Source organism: Pseudomonas sp. Irchel s3h14, assembly GCF_900187425.1.
Classification (GTDB): Bacteria; Pseudomonadota; Gammaproteobacteria; order Pseudomonadales; family Pseudomonadaceae; genus Aquipseudomonas.
Genome location: NZ_FYDJ01000024.1, coordinates 23,703 through 38,920, shown reverse-complemented (window position 1 = coordinate 38,920; position 15,218 = coordinate 23,703). Strand labels below are relative to the sequence as shown.

The window sequence follows — 15,218 nt, the reverse complement described above, 5'->3', positions numbered from 1 at the left end:
ATTCATCAAACATTTATACGGGCATGGGCGGCCAGGCGATTGATGGCCCGGTCGAGGTCTTCCAGCGCGCTGGGGGCTTTGGGGTCCTGTTGCTTGAGCAGGGTTTCGCTGCGCTGGCAGGCGGCGCGCAGTTGCGGGACGCCGCAATAGCGTGTCGCACCGTGCAGGCGATGGACGCGCTCGATCAGGGCGTTCTGGTCGTTGTTTTCCCGGGCGAAGCGAATCGCCTCGCGGTCGGCTTCCAGCGACGCCAGCAGCATTGCCAGCATGTCCGCCGCCAGATCAGCCTTGCCGGCGGCCAGGCGCAAACCTTCTTCGTGATCGAGCACCTGCAACTCATGACCGCCACCGTGGCTGTCGCTGGAGCGCTCCGGCCCATGATTGCGCAGCGCCAGGCCGGTCCACTTCAGCACCACTTGGGCCAGTTGCCGTTCGCTGATCGGTTTGGTCAGGTAATCGTCCATGCCGCTTTGCAGCAGCGCACGCTTTTCGTTGGCCATGGCGTGAGCGGTGAGGGCAACGATCGGCAGCGGCGTGCAATGCCGTTCACTTTCCCACTGGCGAATCGCTTCAGTGCTTTGCCGCCCGTCCATGCCGGGCATCTGAACGTCCATCAGCACCAGGTCGAAGGTTTCGGTCTGCACCGCCTTGACCGCCGCGTAACCGCTTTCCACCGCGAGGACTTTGGCGCCCATGTCTTCGAGCAGGGTTTGCACCAGCAGCAGGTTGGCCGGGTTGTCGTCGACACAAAGTACTTTTGGCGCACGGCTGGACACCGGTTCGCCGGGTTCGCTGCGTTGCTGACGCGGGTTGACCAGGTCGGACAAGGCCCGCCGCAGCTTGCGGGTGCAAGCCGGTTTGGCCTGGAGCTGGCTGTGTGGATTAGGCACCGAGAGGTGGAACAGCGTCTGTTCGGTGGTCGGGCATAACACCAGCACCTTGCAGCCCAGGTGTTCTAGGTCCCAGATGTGCTGGTTGAGGCGCTCCGGCGGCATGTCGTTGCTGGTGATGCCGAGCACCGCCAGGTCGATCGCCTGATCGGTTTGATGCGCGCCGGTCACGCCATTGGTCAGGCTTTCCAGCGTATTGAACGGGGTGACTTCGAGGCCGCAGTCTTCCAGCTGATGCTGCAATGCCTGACGGGCCAGTTCGTGGTTTTCCAGCACTGCCACCCGACGTCCGAGCAACGGCGGACCGGGCAGGTCTTCGGCATCGTCGCGGGTTTTGGGCAGGCTCAGGCTGATCCAGAATTCCGAGCCTTCGCCGGGGGTGCTGTCGACACCGATCTCGCCGCCCATCTGTTCGATCAGACGTTTGGAAATCACCAACCCCAGACCGGTGCCGCCCGGTTGCCGGGATAGCGAATTGTCAGCCTGGCTGAAGGCCTGGAACAAGGCGCGCACGTCCTGGTTCGACAGCCCGATGCCGGTGTCCTGAATGCTGATGCGCAGTTGCACGCTGTCTTCGTGCTCTTCCTCGAGCATGGCCCGGGCGACGATGGTGCCTTCGCGGGTGAACTTGATCGCGTTGCTGACCAGGTTGGTGAGGATCTGCTTGAGCCGCAGCGGGTCACCCACCAGCGACAGCGGCGTATCGCGATAAACCAGGCTCACCAGCTCCAGTTGCTTGGCGTGGGCGGCCGGGGCGAGGATGGTCAGCGTGTCCTGGAGCAGGTCGCGCAAGTTGAATGGAATATGGTCGAGCACCAGTTTGCCGGCCTCGATTTTCGAGAAGTCGAGAATCTCGTTGATGATCCCCAGGAGGCTGTCGGCGGACTTTTCGATGGTGCCCAGATAGTCGAGCTGCCGCGGGGTCAGCTCGCTTTTTTGCAGCAGATGGGTAAAGCCGAGAATGCCGTTGAGCGGCGTGCGGATTTCATGGCTCATGTTGGCCAGGAACTCGGATTTGATCCGGCTGGCTTCAAGGGCTTCCTTGCGCGCCAGATCCAGTTCGATGTTCTGGATCTCGATGGTTTCCAGGTTCTGGCGCACATCTTCGGTGGCTTGGTCGATGCTGTGTTGCAATTCTTCCTGCGCGTTCTGCAGGGTGCCGGCCATGCGGTTGATGCCCGACGCCAGTGTGTCCAGCTCCTGGCTGCCGAGGGGCGGCAGACGGGTTTCCAGATGACCGTCCTTGAGTTGCGCCACCGCTTGCTTGATCTGACTCAGCGGCCGATTGATGCTCCGACCCATGCGCAACGCCAGCAACGCCGCACCGGCCAGGCCTGCGCCGATCAGCAGCAGGCTGGCGAACAGGCTGCGGTAACCGCGCAGCAGCATGCCGTTGTGGGACAGTTCCAGTTCGACCCAGCCCAACAGGCGGTCGGCTTCGTCGGGAATCAAGTCACCGGCCAGATTGCGGTGCTTGCCGAACACCGGCAGCAAGTAACGCGTCGCGTCATTACCGCTGCGGCGCAGCATCTGTGAACTGTTGCCGATCGGCGCCTGATTGAGCATGGTCGGGCCGGCATGGGCCAACAGGGAGCGGTCGGGCGCGAGGAACGATACGGCGCGTACGTCCGGTTGTTCAAGGGATTGGGTGGCAATGCGTTCCAGCAGCTCGGTGTTCTTGTGGCCCATGGCCGGGGCCACCAGGGGCGCCAGTTGTTCGGCGATCATTTCGCCACGCTGCATAAGCTGGGTTTGCAGGTCGGATTGCTGCATCCAGGTGAAATAGCCGCCCAGAACCAAGGCCATCAGGCTGGTCGGCAACAGGGTCAGCAATAGCACGCGGCCTTTAATTCCCAGTTTCTTGAGCACGCATCTCTCCTGCATCCAGCGATTTAATGACCTGCACGTACGTCCAGCACGCGCCACCTGCGCAGTGTAGCGATTTGCAGGCGGGCAATCTTCGTAAAATTGATGTCGGCATTCGTCGGCTGGATCGCCACTTTTACCTCACGGGCAAACCTTGTGTTGCCCGCAGCCAGGCAATCTTGAATAATCGACAACTGAGAATTATTTGCAGATAGTCATGACTCCCATCACCGCTGGCCATCCTCGTATCCTGTCTATAGAAGACGACCTCGTACTCGGTGCTTATGTTCATGAGCACCTGGGGCGCTGCGGTTTTCAGGTGACGTGGTGCCAGAACGGTCTGGAAGGTTTGACCATCGCCCGCCAGCAAGCTTTCGATGTGGTGCTGATGGATATTCTGCTGCCGGGCCTGGACGGGCTGAACGTACTGACGCAGTTTCGCCAGAGCCATTCCACCCCGGTGGTGCTGATGTCGGCGCTCGGTGCCGAGGCGGATCGCATCAGTGGTTTTCGGCTGGGCGCCGATGATTACCTGCCCAAACCCTTCAGCATGGTCGAGTTGCGGGTGCGCATCGAAGCGATCCTGCGGCGCGTCGCGCTCGACCGCCGGCCTGCGCCGGCACCGACTGCCCCTTCGGCGGACAGCCTGCGTTTCGACGATGAATGCTGTGATGTCTTTTATGGCGAACACGCTGCCGGCCTGACCCGCAGCGAGTACCGGTTGCTGGAAACGCTGAATCGCAATGGCGATGAAGTCCTGAGCAAAGCCTTCCTTTATCAACATGTATTGCAGCGCGGTTATGCGCCCCATGACCGCAGCCTCGACATGCACATCAGCCAGATCCGTCGCAAGCTCAAGGCCGTCGGTTACCTCGAGCGCGAAGTGCGTACGGTGTGGGGCAAGGGTTACGTATTGAGTGCTGTCGATGAAGTTGACTGACCTGCCGGGCAGACATTCGCTGTTCTGGAAACTGGCGTGTTTGTTGGTGGCGTTCTGTCTGCTGATGATCTGGCTCAGTTGGTCCTGGGGGCGCTACATGGAAAAGAAAAACCTGTTCCTGTCCGACGAGGCACGGGTCACGCTGATGCGCTACGCCGCCGAGGCCGAGCAGGCGTGGAATCAGCGCCAGAGTGCAGGCGTCGATGCCTGGTTGCAGAGCGTCGGCCAACGCGAGTCGACATGGGTCGGTGTGATTGGCGGCGATTTGCAGTCATTGAGCAGTTACCCGCTGACGGAAAAAGAAACCCAGCGCCTGACCTTTTTACGCGGTCTGGATTGGCCGACGAGTCGCCATACCAAAGGCCTGCCGTGGTTGAGGGTGCCTTTTCCCAACGATCCGTCCGCTGGCAGTCTGGTGATCGAACTGCCCCAGCGTTTCGTGCCCGGCCGTTACCGGGTGTTCTGGCGGGTGATCACCAACGGGGTGATTCCCGGACTGTTCACCTTTCTGTTGTGCGTCGGTCTGTATCGGTTGCTGGTTGTGCCTTTGAACAGTCTGCGCGAACAGGCCAATGCTTGGCGTGCCGACCAGTTGAACGTGCGGTTGTCGAGCCGCATCACCAACCGCCCGGATGAGCTGGGTGAACTGGGCCGTGCCTTCGATCACATGTCCGAGCGCCTGCAAAGCACGGTGGCCCTGCAACAACAACTGTTGCGCGATCTGTCCCACGAATTGCGCACACCACTGAGTCGCCTGCGGGTGGCCAGCGAAAGCGAGCAGGGGTTGACGCAATTGCGCGAGCGCATTGGCCGAGAGGTCGATGGCATGCAACGTCTGGTGGAAGACACCCTGCAACTGGCCTGGCTCGACACCGAGCGCGCGCCGCTGCCCGACGAATCGATCCAGGTTCAGGCGTTGTGGGAAATGCTCACGGAAAATGCCTGCTATGAAAGTGGTTGGCCGACGAGCCAGTTGCAGTGCGCGGTGGATTCGTCCTGCTGGGTGCGCGGCCATCTCAATACGTTGGCTCAAGCGCTGGAAAACATCCTGCGCAATGCCATTCGTCATTCACCGCAGGGCGGCGTTGTACGCCTTGGTGGGCAGCGTGATGGCGATTTCTGGCATGTGTGGCTGGAAGATGAGGGCGGCGGGGTGGCTGAGGCGGATCTTGAACGGATCTTCTGCCCGTTTATTCGGCTCGACGGATCGCGGCCGGGGGATGGCGGGTTCGGGTTGGGGTTGAGCATTGCGAGGAATGCGGTGCAGCGGCAGGGCGGGAGTTTGTGGGCTGAGAACACTGGGGCCGGGTTGCGGCTGAATATGCGGTTGGTGGCTGATGAGGGTGGTGTCAGTGACGACGCCATCGCGAGCAAGCTCGCTCCCACAGAGGAACGGTGCCAACCACAAATAGTGTGAACAACCCGATCCCCTGTGGGAGCGAGCTTGCTCGCGATGGCGTCGTCACTGACACCACCATTTTGATTTTGCCGGAGCGTTCCCGTTATTTTGTACGACCTTTCCTAAAGGGTATTGCCGACACCTTAAGCCTGACTTGACGGAATAGACTCGCGTTTTTCCTCGTCCTCCAGGAGTTCGGCATGAATGCATCCAGCGTCCCCGGCAGCACAACCGACGACCGTTTCAATGAAGTGCTTGCGCTGATTCACAGTGCCAAACAGCAGGCCATGCAGGCGGTGAATACCCAGCTGATCGAGCTGTATTGGCAGGTGGGTGCTTACATCAGTCGCAAGCTGAAACAGGCTGAGTGGGGCGATTCTGTGGTCAGTCAATTGGCCGAGCATCTGGCTCAGACTCAACCAGGGTTGCGCGGGTTTACCCGGTCGAACTTGTTTCGCATGCGCCAGTTCTATGAGACCTATCACGCTGAAGAGAAAGTCGCACCACTGGTGCGACAATTGTCCTGGTCGCACAACCTGATCATTTTCAGCCAGAGTAAACGGCCGGAAGAGCGGGAGTTCTACGTCCGTTTGGCAGTTCAGGAAAAATGGTCGAAGCGCGAACTAGAGCGTCAGTTCAAGACTGCACTGTTCGAACGAAGCGTGACCCAACCAGCAAAAATCTCAGCAGTGCTGAGACAAGCCCACCCGGCAGCGCTTGAGATATTCCGCGACGCCTACATGCTTGAGTTTCTCGACCTGCCGGGTGGCCATGCCGAAACTGATCTGCATAAAGGGTTGATGGCGCGCCTCAAAGAATTCCTGAGCGAGCTCGGCCGCGATTTCTGCTTTGTCGGTTCCGAGTATCCGCTTCAAGTGGGTGGGTGTGATTTTGCCCTGGATCTGCTGTTCTTCCACCGTGGCCTTAATTGTCTTGTAGCCATTGAGCTTAAGGTCGGTCGTTTTAAACCAGAGTATTTGGGCAAGCTGAACTTCTATTTGGAAGCGCTGGATCGCAAGGAGCGCAAACCCCACGAAAATCCGGCCATCGGTGTGTTGCTCTGCGCCAGCAAGGATGACGAGGTGGTCGAATACGCCCTTAACCGCAGCCTGTCGCCAGCGCTGATCGCTGAATATCAGGTCCAGCTACCGGACAAACAGTTGTTGCAGGCCAAGTTGCATGAGTTCTATGCATTGAATGTCGCGCAAGGCGAAGAGTACTGATCCAGCTCCTTATTCCCATAAACCATAAGCACCGTACTTTGCGTGATATGGCCTTCGAAGGTTTGCCGGTATGATAGGCGCCCCCGCAGTCTGGATTGCGAATACGCCATGACCTTGCAGTACCCAACCATCGCCGATTGCGTCGGCAACACTCCGCTGGTCCGTTTGCAGCGCCTGCCTGGCGCCACCAGCAATACCCTTTTGCTCAAGCTCGAAGGGAATAACCCGGCGGGTTCGGTCAAGGACCGTCCGGCGCTGTCGATGATCACTCGCGCTGAATTGCGGGGGCAGATCCACGTCGGCGATACGCTGATCGAAGCGACCTCGGGTAACACCGGGATCGCTCTGGCGATGGCTGCCGCGATCAAGGGTTACAAGATGATCCTGATCATGCCGGACAACTCCAGCGCCGAACGTAAGGCCGCCATGACGGCGTATGGTGCCGAGCTGATTCTGGTCACCCAGGAAGAGGGCATGGAAGGCGCCCGCGACCTCGCTCAGCGAATGGAAGCCGAAGGCCGCGGCAAGGTGCTGGATCAGTTCGCCAACGGCGACAACCCGGAAGCGCACTACACCACCACCGGCCCGGAAATCTGGCGTCAGACCGAAGGCACCATCACCCATTTCGTCAGCTCCATGGGCACCACCGGTACCATCATGGGCGTCTCGCGCTACTTGAAAGAGCAGAACGAGAGCGTGCAGATCATCGGTCTGCAACCGATGGAAGGCTCGGCGATTCCGGGTATCCGTCGCTGGCCGCAGGAATACCTGCCGAAGATCTACCAGGCCGAGCGCGTGGACCGGATCGTCGACATGGCGCAAAGCGAAGCCGAAGACGTGACCCGTCGTCTGGCTCGTGAAGAAGGCATCTTCTGTGGCGTGTCCTCGGGCGGTGCGGTGGCAGCGATGCTGCGTCTGTCCAAAGAAGTTGAAAACGCGGTGATCGTCGCGATCATCTGCGACCGTGGCGACCGTTACTTGTCGACCGGCATTTTCGACGCGCCCAACTGATGGCCAAGCAAGAGAGAGGCCTGCGCTTCCAGCCCACCGGCGGCAGCAAGGCCCCGCAAATTCCGACCGGCAAAAAGCAGCGCTTGAGTATCGAGCGCCTGGCTAATGACGGTCGCGGTATCGCGTTTTTTGAAGGTCGCACCTGGTTCGTCATCGGCGCTTTGGCCGGTGAAGAAGTCGAAGCGCGTGTGTTGGGCGCCCACGGCAAAGTGGTCGAGGCGCGCACCGAACGGGTGTTCCAGGCCAGCGAACTGCGCCGCCCGGCACCGTGTCCGCATGCCGGTCGCTGTGGCGGTTGCAGCGTGCAACATCTGCCGCACAACGAACAACTCGCCCTGAAACAGCGCATGCTCGCCGAGCAGTTGTCGAAGGTCGCCGGTGTCGAACCCGAAGAATGGGCCGCGCCGTTGAGCGGTCCGGAATTCGGTTACCGGCGTCGCGCCCGAGTGGCGGTGCGCTGGGACATGAAGGCGAAAAAACTCGAAGTCGGTTTCCGCGCCGCCGGCAGTCAGGACATCGTTGCGATCAACGAATGCACGGTGCTGGTACAACCCTTGCAGCCGATCATGACCCGCTTGCCGGAGATGTTGCGACGCTTGAGCAAACCTCAGGCGCTGGGGCATGTGGAATTGTTCAGCGGCTCGTCGTTGGCGGTGTTGTTGCGGCACATGGCGCCGCTGTCCGACGCCGACATGACGATCCTCAAGGATTTCTGCGCCTTCCATGAAGCCCAATTGTGGCTGCACGGTGACGGAGAACCGCAACCGGTCGAGGCTGACCAGTCGTTGGGTTATCGACTTGAACAGTGGGATTTGAACCTGGCGTACCGACCGGGAGATTTCATCCAGGTCAACGCCGGGGTCAACGAAGCGATGATCGCCCAGGCGCTGGACTGGCTGAAACCGACGGCGGATGAACGCGTTCTCGATCTATTCTGTGGTTTGGGTAACTTTGCCTTACCGCTGGCCAAGGTCGTTCGCGAAGTGGTGGCGGTGGAGGGTGTGCAGGCGATGGTCGAGCGGGCAGCTGCAAACGCTGCTAGCAACAATCTTCATAATGCGGAGTTTTTTCAGGCCGATTTATCCCAGCCTTTGGCCGATGCCGAATGGGCGCGCGAAGGCTTTTGTGCGGTACTCTTGGACCCACCGCGTGACGGTGCTTTCGAGGCAGTGCGCAAGCTTGCGTCCCTGGGCGCCAAGCGGTTGGTGTATGTGTCGTGCAATCCGGCAACGCTGGCGCGCGATACGGTCGAATTGATCAAGCAGGGCTACCGGTTAAAACGTGCCGGGATTCTCGATATGTTTCCTCAGACGGCACATGTCGAGGCCATGGCGTTATTTGAAGCGAGCTAGGACGGCTCGTCTGGTCCGACTGGCCCGCCCGTGCAGCCGCGTACCGGCCCTGATGTGGGCGCACGGGCAACGAAGGTCAGCGATTTGACGCATTGAATCTGCGTCGTAGGGAAGGTAAGCAAGATGGTACAGGTGAGAGCACACCAGCCGATCAACACCGACGGCAGTATCAATCTCGAGGCTTGGCTCGATCACGCGGTCAGTGTCGATCCGGCACTGGATCGCGAAGCCTTGAAGGAAGCCTGCGAGTTCGCTCGACAGGCCGAACAGCAAGCCAATGCGGCGAAAAACCTGTGGTCCGAAGGGACCTCGAGTTTCCGCACGGGCCTTGAGATCGCCGAGATTCTCGCCGACCTCAAACTCGATCAGGATTCGTTGGTTGCCGCGATCCTGTATCGCGGCGTGCGCGAAGGCCAGATTGAATTGCCGGCGGTCAGCCAGCGCTTCGGTCCGGTGGTCGCCAAACTCATCGACGGTGTGTTGCGCATGGCGGCGATCAGCGCCAGCCTCAGCCCCCGTCAATCCCTGGTGCTGGGCACGCAGGGCCAGGTCGAGAACCTGCGCAAGATGCTGGTCGCCATGGTCGACGACGTTCGCGTTGCGCTGATCAAACTGGCCGAACGCACCTGCGCGATCCGTGCGGTGAAAACCGCCGATGACGAAAAACGCAACCGCGTCGCCCGTGAAGTCTTCGACATCTACGCGCCTTTGGCTCACCGTCTCGGTATCGGTCACATCAAGTGGGAACTGGAGGACTTGTCCTTCCGTTACCTTGAACCCGATCAGTACAAGCAGATCGCCAAGTTGCTGCATGAGCGGCGTCTGGATCGCGAGCGCTTTATCGCTGACGTGATGAGCCAACTGAAGAATGAGCTGACCGCGACCGGCGTCGATGCCGACATCAGTGGCCGTGCCAAACACATCTATTCGATCTGGCGCAAAATGCAGCGCAAGGGTCTGGAGTTCAGCCAGATCTACGACGTGCGCGCGGTTCGCGTGCTGGTGCCGGAAATGCGCGACTGCTACACCGCGCTCGGTATCGTCCACACCCTGTGGCGGCACATCCCGAAAGAATTCGACGACTACATCGCCAACCCTAAAGAGAACGGCTACCGCTCGCTGCACACTGCGGTAATCGGCCCCGAGGGCAAGGTGCTGGAAGTGCAGATCCGTACCCACGCGATGCACGAAGAAGCCGAACTGGGGGTTTGCGCGCACTGGAAGTACAAAGGCACCGACGTCAAGTCCAGCTCCAATCACTACGAAGAGAAAATCTCCTGGCTGCGTCAGGTCCTCGAGTGGCACGAAGAACTGGGCGACATTGGCGGCCTTGCCGAACAACTGCGGGTCGATATCGAACCGGACCGGGTCTACATCTTCACCCCGGACGGTCACGCCATCGACTTGCCGAAGGGCGCGACGCCGCTGGACTTCGCCTACCGCGTGCACACCGAAATCGGTCACAACTGCCGTGGCGCGAAGATCAACGGGCGCATCGTGCCGCTCAACTACAGCCTGCAAACCGGTGAACAGGTCGAGATCATCACCAGCAAGCACGGCACCCCGAGCCGCGACTGGCTGAACCCGAACCTGGGTTACATCACCACCTCGCGGGCGCGGGCGAAGATCGTTCACTGGTTCAAATTGCAGGCGCGCGATCAGAACGTCGCCGCCGGTAAAACCTTGCTGGAGCGCGAACTCAACCGCCTCGGTCTGCCAGCGGTAGATTTCGACAAGCTGGCCGAGAAGGCCAACATGAAAACCGCCGAGGACATGTTCGCTGCGTTGGGCGCAGGCGATTTACGTCTGGCACAACTGGTGAACCTGGCGCAGCAACTGGTCGAACCGGAGCGCGGCAACGAACAGCTGGAACTGATTCCACGCAAGGCCACCGGTTACAAACCGGGCAAGCGCGGCGACATCCAGATCCAGGGCGTCGGCAACCTGATGACCCAGATGGCCGGTTGCTGCCAGCCGCTGCCGGGGGATGCGATCGTCGGTTACATCACCGTGGGCCGCGGCGTGAGTATTCACCGTCAGGACTGCGCCTCGGTGCTGCAACTGGGCGGGCGCGAGCCCGAGCGGATCATCCAGGTCAGCTGGGGCCCGGTGCCGGTGCTCACCTATCCGGTGGACATCATCATCCGCGCCTACGACCGCTCCGGTCTGCTGCGTGACGTTTCGCAAGTGCTGCTCAACGAGCGGATCAACGTGCTGGCGGTCAACACCCGCTCGAACAAAGAGGACAACACCGCGTTGATGTCCCTGACCATCGAGATTCCGGGACTGGATGCACTGGGGCGGTTGCTGGGGCGGATTTCCCAGTTGCCGAACATCATCGAAACCCGTCGTAACCGGACCCCATGAAACCGATCCCTGTAGGAGCTGAGCTTGCTCGCGATAGCGATTTACCTGACACACCGCCATCGCGAGCAAGCTCGGCTCCTACAGGATTGAGGTTTGCCAAGCACACTGCGTACCGGATTTAGAGACTGATCGATGTATTCACTTGAAGACTTGCTGCACCTGATGAGCCGTCTGCGCGACCCGCAGTACGGCTGCCCGTGGGACATCAAGCAAACCTACGAAACCATCGTCCCGCACACCCTTGAGGAAGCCTACGAAGTCGCCGACGCCATCGAGCGCGGTGACTTCGATCACTTGCAGGGTGAGTTGGGGGATTTGCTGTTCCAGGTGGTTTATTACAGCCAGCTGGCACGGGAAGAAGGGCGCTTCGAATTCGCCGGTGTCATCGACAGCATCACTCGCAAGCTGATTCGCCGTCATCCTCACGTGTTTCCTACCGGTGATCTGTATGCGCCGCTGGATGTTCCGCGTCTGAATGAAGAGCAGGTCAAGCAGCGCTGGGAAGAGATCAAGGCTGAAGAGCGCGCCGAGAAATCATCCACGCCAACGCAGTTGTCGTTGCTCGACGACGTGCCCGCAGCTCTGCCGGCATTATCCCGTTCGGCGAAGTTGCAGAAGCGCGCAGGGCAGGTCGGGTTCGACTGGCCTGACGCCTTGCCGGTGCTCGACAAAGTGCGCGAAGAGCTCGATGAAGTGCTCGAAGCCATGGCCGACAATGACTCGGCAGCGATTGCCGATGAAGTCGGTGATCTGTTGTTTTCCGTGGTCAATCTGGCGCGTCATCTCAAGGTCGATCCCGAAACTGCACTGCGTGGCGCCAACAGCAAGTTTGAAAGACGCTTCCGTTTTATCGAACAGGCATTGCGCGACACCCACCGTCCCATAGAAGATTGCACCCTCGAAGAGTTGGACGCCTTGTGGGGCGAAGCCAAACGTCAGGAAAAGAATTTGCCCAGCTGCGGTTGAGCAGTTGCCTAAGTGAGTAATAAGCACCATGAGCATTTCCCTTCGCGACCAGTTGCTCAAAGCAGGGCTGGTCAACCAGAAGCAGGCCAAACAGGTCGGCAAAGAGAAGCAGAAACAGCAGCGTCTGGCCCACAAAGGTCAGATCGAACTTGATGACTCGCAGCAGCGGGCGGCTCAGGAAGCCATGGCCGAGAAGGTCAAGCGCGATCAGGAGCTGAACCGTCAGCAACAGGAGAAGGCCGAGGCCAAGGCTCGCGCTGCTCAGGTCAAACAGTTGATCGAAGTCTCGCGTCTGCCGAAGCTCACGACCGAGGACTACTACAACTTCGTCGACGACAAGAAGGTCAAGCGCATCTGCGTCAACACGCTGATGCGCAACAAGCTCAGCAGCGGTTCGCTGGCCATCGTGCACCACGCCGGCGGCTACGAAGTCATTCCGCGTGAAGCGGCCCTGAAGATCCAGGAGCGCGATCCACAGCGTATCGTGCAGATGAACGTGAAGACCGAAGAAGTCGCTGCCGAGGACGATCCGTACGCCGCCTATCAGATCCCGGACGATCTGATGTGGTAAGCCGTTAAAGACTGCAACAACGACAAACCCCGCTCATGGCGGGGTTTGTCGTTTTCAATGCTGTCATTGCTTATGCGGATTGGAGCTCTCGTTGCTGCTCCAGTTTTTCCAGTTCGGCCTTGTAGCTGTGGGCATCGGTTTCGGAGTGGAACATCCCCACCAGCATGTCTTGTTGGTGCACGTCCCAGATCCGGATACCGGCGGCTACGCCTTCGTGGGACTTATGTGAATCGTCGCGTTCAGTTACTTTTACAGTCATCTGCTAGCTCCAATCTCTGTTATCTGCAGCAAGGCGTGTGCAGGACTCCGTTATATGTTTGGTTAGCCTGCTAAGTAAACGACTGAGTTTGGTAACGGACTTTTGCGAGTTTGGTAAAAGTCCTGCAGCCCGCTAAACACGCGACATTCGGTCGCAGGCGCCTGAGTTTCATGACAAAAGCTTCATGTTAGCGAAGAACAAAACTGCAGGTTACGCACGACTTGTAGCAGCTGGCGAAGCCTGCGTTCGGCGACGCAGTCGTCGTGAAATCAGCTACCTCGATGATTCAGGCAGACCGCATACACTGAAATTACGACGACTGCGTCGCCGAACGCAGGCTTCGCCAGCTGCTACAGGGAGCTGTGGTGAATTCATTTTCCCAAGGCACAAAAAAACGCCCCGAACAAGTCGGGGCGTTTTTATGTGCGGCGTAGGCGGGGGTATTACTTACCGGCCCAGCGCTTCAGTACCAGCGTGGCATTGGTGCCACCGAAGCCGAAGCTGTTGCTCATCACGGTGTTGATGGTGGCGTTTTCACGAGTCTTGGTCAGGATCGGCATGTCAGCCACTTCCGGGTCCAGTTCGTCGATGTTGGCGGAACCCGCCATGAAGTTGCCTTCCATCATCAGCATGCAGTAGATCGCTTCGTGAACGCCGGCGGCGCCCAGGGAGTGACCCGACAGGCTCTTGGTGGAACTGATGGCCGGAGCCTTGTCACCGAACAGTTCACGCACACCTTTCATTTCCATGACGTCGCCGACCGGAGTCGAGGTGCCGTGGGTGTTCAGGTAGTCGATCGGAGCGTCAACGGTGGACATGGCCATCTGCATGCAGCGGATGGCGCCTTCGCCGCTTGGGGCGACCATGTCGTAGCCGTCGGAGGTCGCGCCGTAGCCAACGATTTCCGCGTAGATCTTCGCGCCGCGGGCCAGAGCGTGTTCCAGCTCTTCGACCACGACCATGCCGCCACCGCCGGCGATGACGAAACCGTCACGCTTGGCGTCGTAGGCACGGGAAGCTTTTTCCGGGGTTTCGTTGTACTGGCTGGACAGTGCGCCCATGGCGTCGAACAGGAACGATTGGCTCCAATGCTCTTCTTCACCGCCGCCGGCGAACACAATGTCCTGCTTGCCCATCTGGATCTGTTCCATGGCGGTACCGATGCAGTGAGCACTGGTGGCGCAGGCAGAAGCGATGGAGTAGTTCAGGCCCTTGATCTTGAACGGTGTGGCCAGGCAAGCGGAAACGGTGCTGCTCATGGTCCGCGTGACGCGGTATGGGCCGACGCGCTTGACGCCTTTCTCGCGCAGGATGTCCAGCGCTTCCATCTGGTTCAGCGTGGAGGCGCCACCGGAACCGGCGATCAGGCCGGTGCGCGGGTTGGAGACTTGCTCATCGGTCAGACCGGAGTCGGCGATGGCATCTTTCATGGCCAGGTAGGCGTAAGCCGCCGCGTGGCCGACGAAGCGAAAGATCTTGCGATCGATCATCTCTTCGAGGGGAAGGTCAATGGAGCCGGAAACCTGGCTACGCAGACCCATTTCGGCATATTCCGGGTTGAACCGGATGCCAGGGCGGCTTGCACGCAGGTTAGCGGAGACGGTCTCTTTGTCATTGCCCAGGCACGAAACGATGCCCAGACCAGTGATAACGACGCGGCGCATGCGGATAACCCTTAGAAGTTGTCAGTGGAGGTGAAAACGCCGACCCGAAGGCCTTCGGCGGTGTAGATCTCGCGGCCGTCGACGCTGACCGAACCATCGGCGATGGCCAGGTTCAGCTTGCCTTTCAGTACGCGCTTGATCTGAATGTTATAGGTTACTTTCTTGGCAGTCGGCAGAACCTGACCAAAGAATTTCACTTCGCCCGAACCCAGGGCACGACCGCGGCCCGGCAGACCTTGCCAGCCGAGGAAGAAGCCGACCAGTTGCCACATGGCGTCGAGGCCCAGGCAGCCTGGCATCACCGGATCACCTTCGAAGTGGCAGGCGAAGAACCACAGGTCCGGAGTGATATCCAGCTCGGCGACCAATTCACCCTTGCCGTACTTGCCACCCTCGGCGCTGATATGGGTGATGCGATCCACCATCAACATGTTCGGGGCGGGCAGTTGTGCGTTACCTGGGCCGAACAGCTCACCGCGACTGCAGCGCAGCAGGTCTTCCCGAGTAAAGGCGTTTTGTTGGGTCATGCGAGCTCCTCAATAGTCCCATGCGGCAGGTGGGGCAAATCTTCCCGGCCGATCGAAGCGTTCATGCCTCGAGTCAGCAGCCTACTCATAGACTATTGCGTTGTGGTGAAAGTCACAGCACCAAGGACATGAATGTACACTTGTGCACTGAAATTATTATTCAAGCCCCTTTTCGGGCCTGTT

At 59.7% G+C, this 15,218-nt stretch carries 12 protein-coding genes; 8 read left to right on the top strand and 4 right to left on the bottom strand.

Features of this window, described 5'->3' with window-relative positions; all coding sequences use genetic code 11:
* Positions 1-5: 5 nt before the first annotated feature.
* Positions 6-2,759, bottom strand: coding sequence for a response regulator (locus CKW16_RS27870; protein WP_095132434.1), 2,754 nt, complete (start codon positions 2,757-2,759; stop codon positions 6-8).
* Between the two features lie 214 nt (positions 2,760-2,973).
* On the opposite strand from CKW16_RS27870, the gene CKW16_RS27865 reads away from it, so the two are divergent.
* The 8 genes from CKW16_RS27865 (at position 2,974) to CKW16_RS27830 (ending at position 12,585) form a co-directional block, all read left to right on the top strand.
* The gene (locus CKW16_RS27865; protein WP_095132432.1) at positions 2,974-3,696 is read left to right on the top strand and encodes a response regulator transcription factor; all 723 of its coding nucleotides are present in this window, start codon (positions 2,974-2,976) and stop codon (positions 3,694-3,696) included.
* The gene (locus CKW16_RS27860; RefSeq protein ID WP_095132430.1) at positions 3,683-5,113 is read left to right on the top strand and encodes a sensor histidine kinase; all 1,431 of its coding nucleotides are present in this window, start codon (positions 3,683-3,685) and stop codon (positions 5,111-5,113) included. The genes CKW16_RS27865 and CKW16_RS27860 overlap by 14 nt, the downstream gene beginning before the upstream one ends.
* Before the next feature lie 182 nt (positions 5,114-5,295).
* Positions 5,296-6,318, top strand: coding sequence for a YhcG family protein (locus tag CKW16_RS27855; RefSeq protein WP_095132428.1), 1,023 nt, complete (start codon positions 5,296-5,298; stop codon positions 6,316-6,318).
* 108 nt (positions 6,319-6,426) lie between these two features.
* The gene (gene cysM, locus CKW16_RS27850) at positions 6,427-7,329 is read left to right on the top strand and encodes a cysteine synthase CysM (RefSeq protein ID WP_008148007.1); all 903 of its coding nucleotides are present in this window, start codon (positions 6,427-6,429) and stop codon (positions 7,327-7,329) included.
* A complete protein-coding gene (gene rlmD / locus CKW16_RS27845) occupies positions 7,329-8,681 on the top strand; it encodes a 23S rRNA (uracil(1939)-C(5))-methyltransferase RlmD (RefSeq protein ID WP_095132426.1) in 1,353 nt (450 codons plus the stop codon). The genes cysM and rlmD overlap by 1 nt, the downstream gene beginning before the upstream one ends.
* A 123-nt stretch (positions 8,682-8,804) precedes the next feature.
* The gene (relA, locus tag CKW16_RS27840; protein WP_095132424.1) at positions 8,805-11,048 is read left to right on the top strand and encodes a GTP diphosphokinase; all 2,244 of its coding nucleotides are present in this window, start codon (positions 8,805-8,807) and stop codon (positions 11,046-11,048) included.
* A 132-nt stretch (positions 11,049-11,180) separates the two neighbouring features.
* The gene (mazG, locus tag CKW16_RS27835; protein ID WP_095132422.1) at positions 11,181-12,014 is read left to right on the top strand and encodes a nucleoside triphosphate pyrophosphohydrolase; all 834 of its coding nucleotides are present in this window, start codon (positions 11,181-11,183) and stop codon (positions 12,012-12,014) included.
* 28 nt (positions 12,015-12,042) lie between these two features.
* Positions 12,043-12,585, top strand: coding sequence for a DUF2058 domain-containing protein (locus CKW16_RS27830; protein ID WP_008148015.1), 543 nt, complete (start codon positions 12,043-12,045; stop codon positions 12,583-12,585).
* A gap of 70 nt (positions 12,586-12,655) precedes the next feature.
* Here CKW16_RS27830 and CKW16_RS27825 read toward each other — a convergent pair whose 3' ends face one another.
* The 3 genes from CKW16_RS27825 to fabA form a co-directional block, all read right to left on the bottom strand.
* Positions 12,656-12,844 (bottom strand): hypothetical protein, encoded by a 189-nt coding sequence (locus tag CKW16_RS27825; RefSeq protein WP_095132420.1) that lies wholly within the window; start codon positions 12,842-12,844, stop codon positions 12,656-12,658.
* 443 nt (positions 12,845-13,287) lie between these two features.
* Entirely contained in the window at positions 13,288-14,508 is a 1,221-nt protein-coding gene (fabB, locus tag CKW16_RS27820) for a beta-ketoacyl-ACP synthase I (RefSeq protein WP_056743264.1), read from the bottom strand.
* A gap of 11 nt (positions 14,509-14,519) precedes the next feature.
* Positions 14,520-15,035: a 3-hydroxyacyl-[acyl-carrier-protein] dehydratase FabA gene (fabA, locus tag CKW16_RS27815; protein WP_008148022.1), complete on the bottom strand. Its 516-nt coding sequence runs from the start codon at positions 15,033-15,035 to the stop codon at positions 14,520-14,522.
* Positions 15,036-15,218 lie beyond the last annotated feature (183 nt).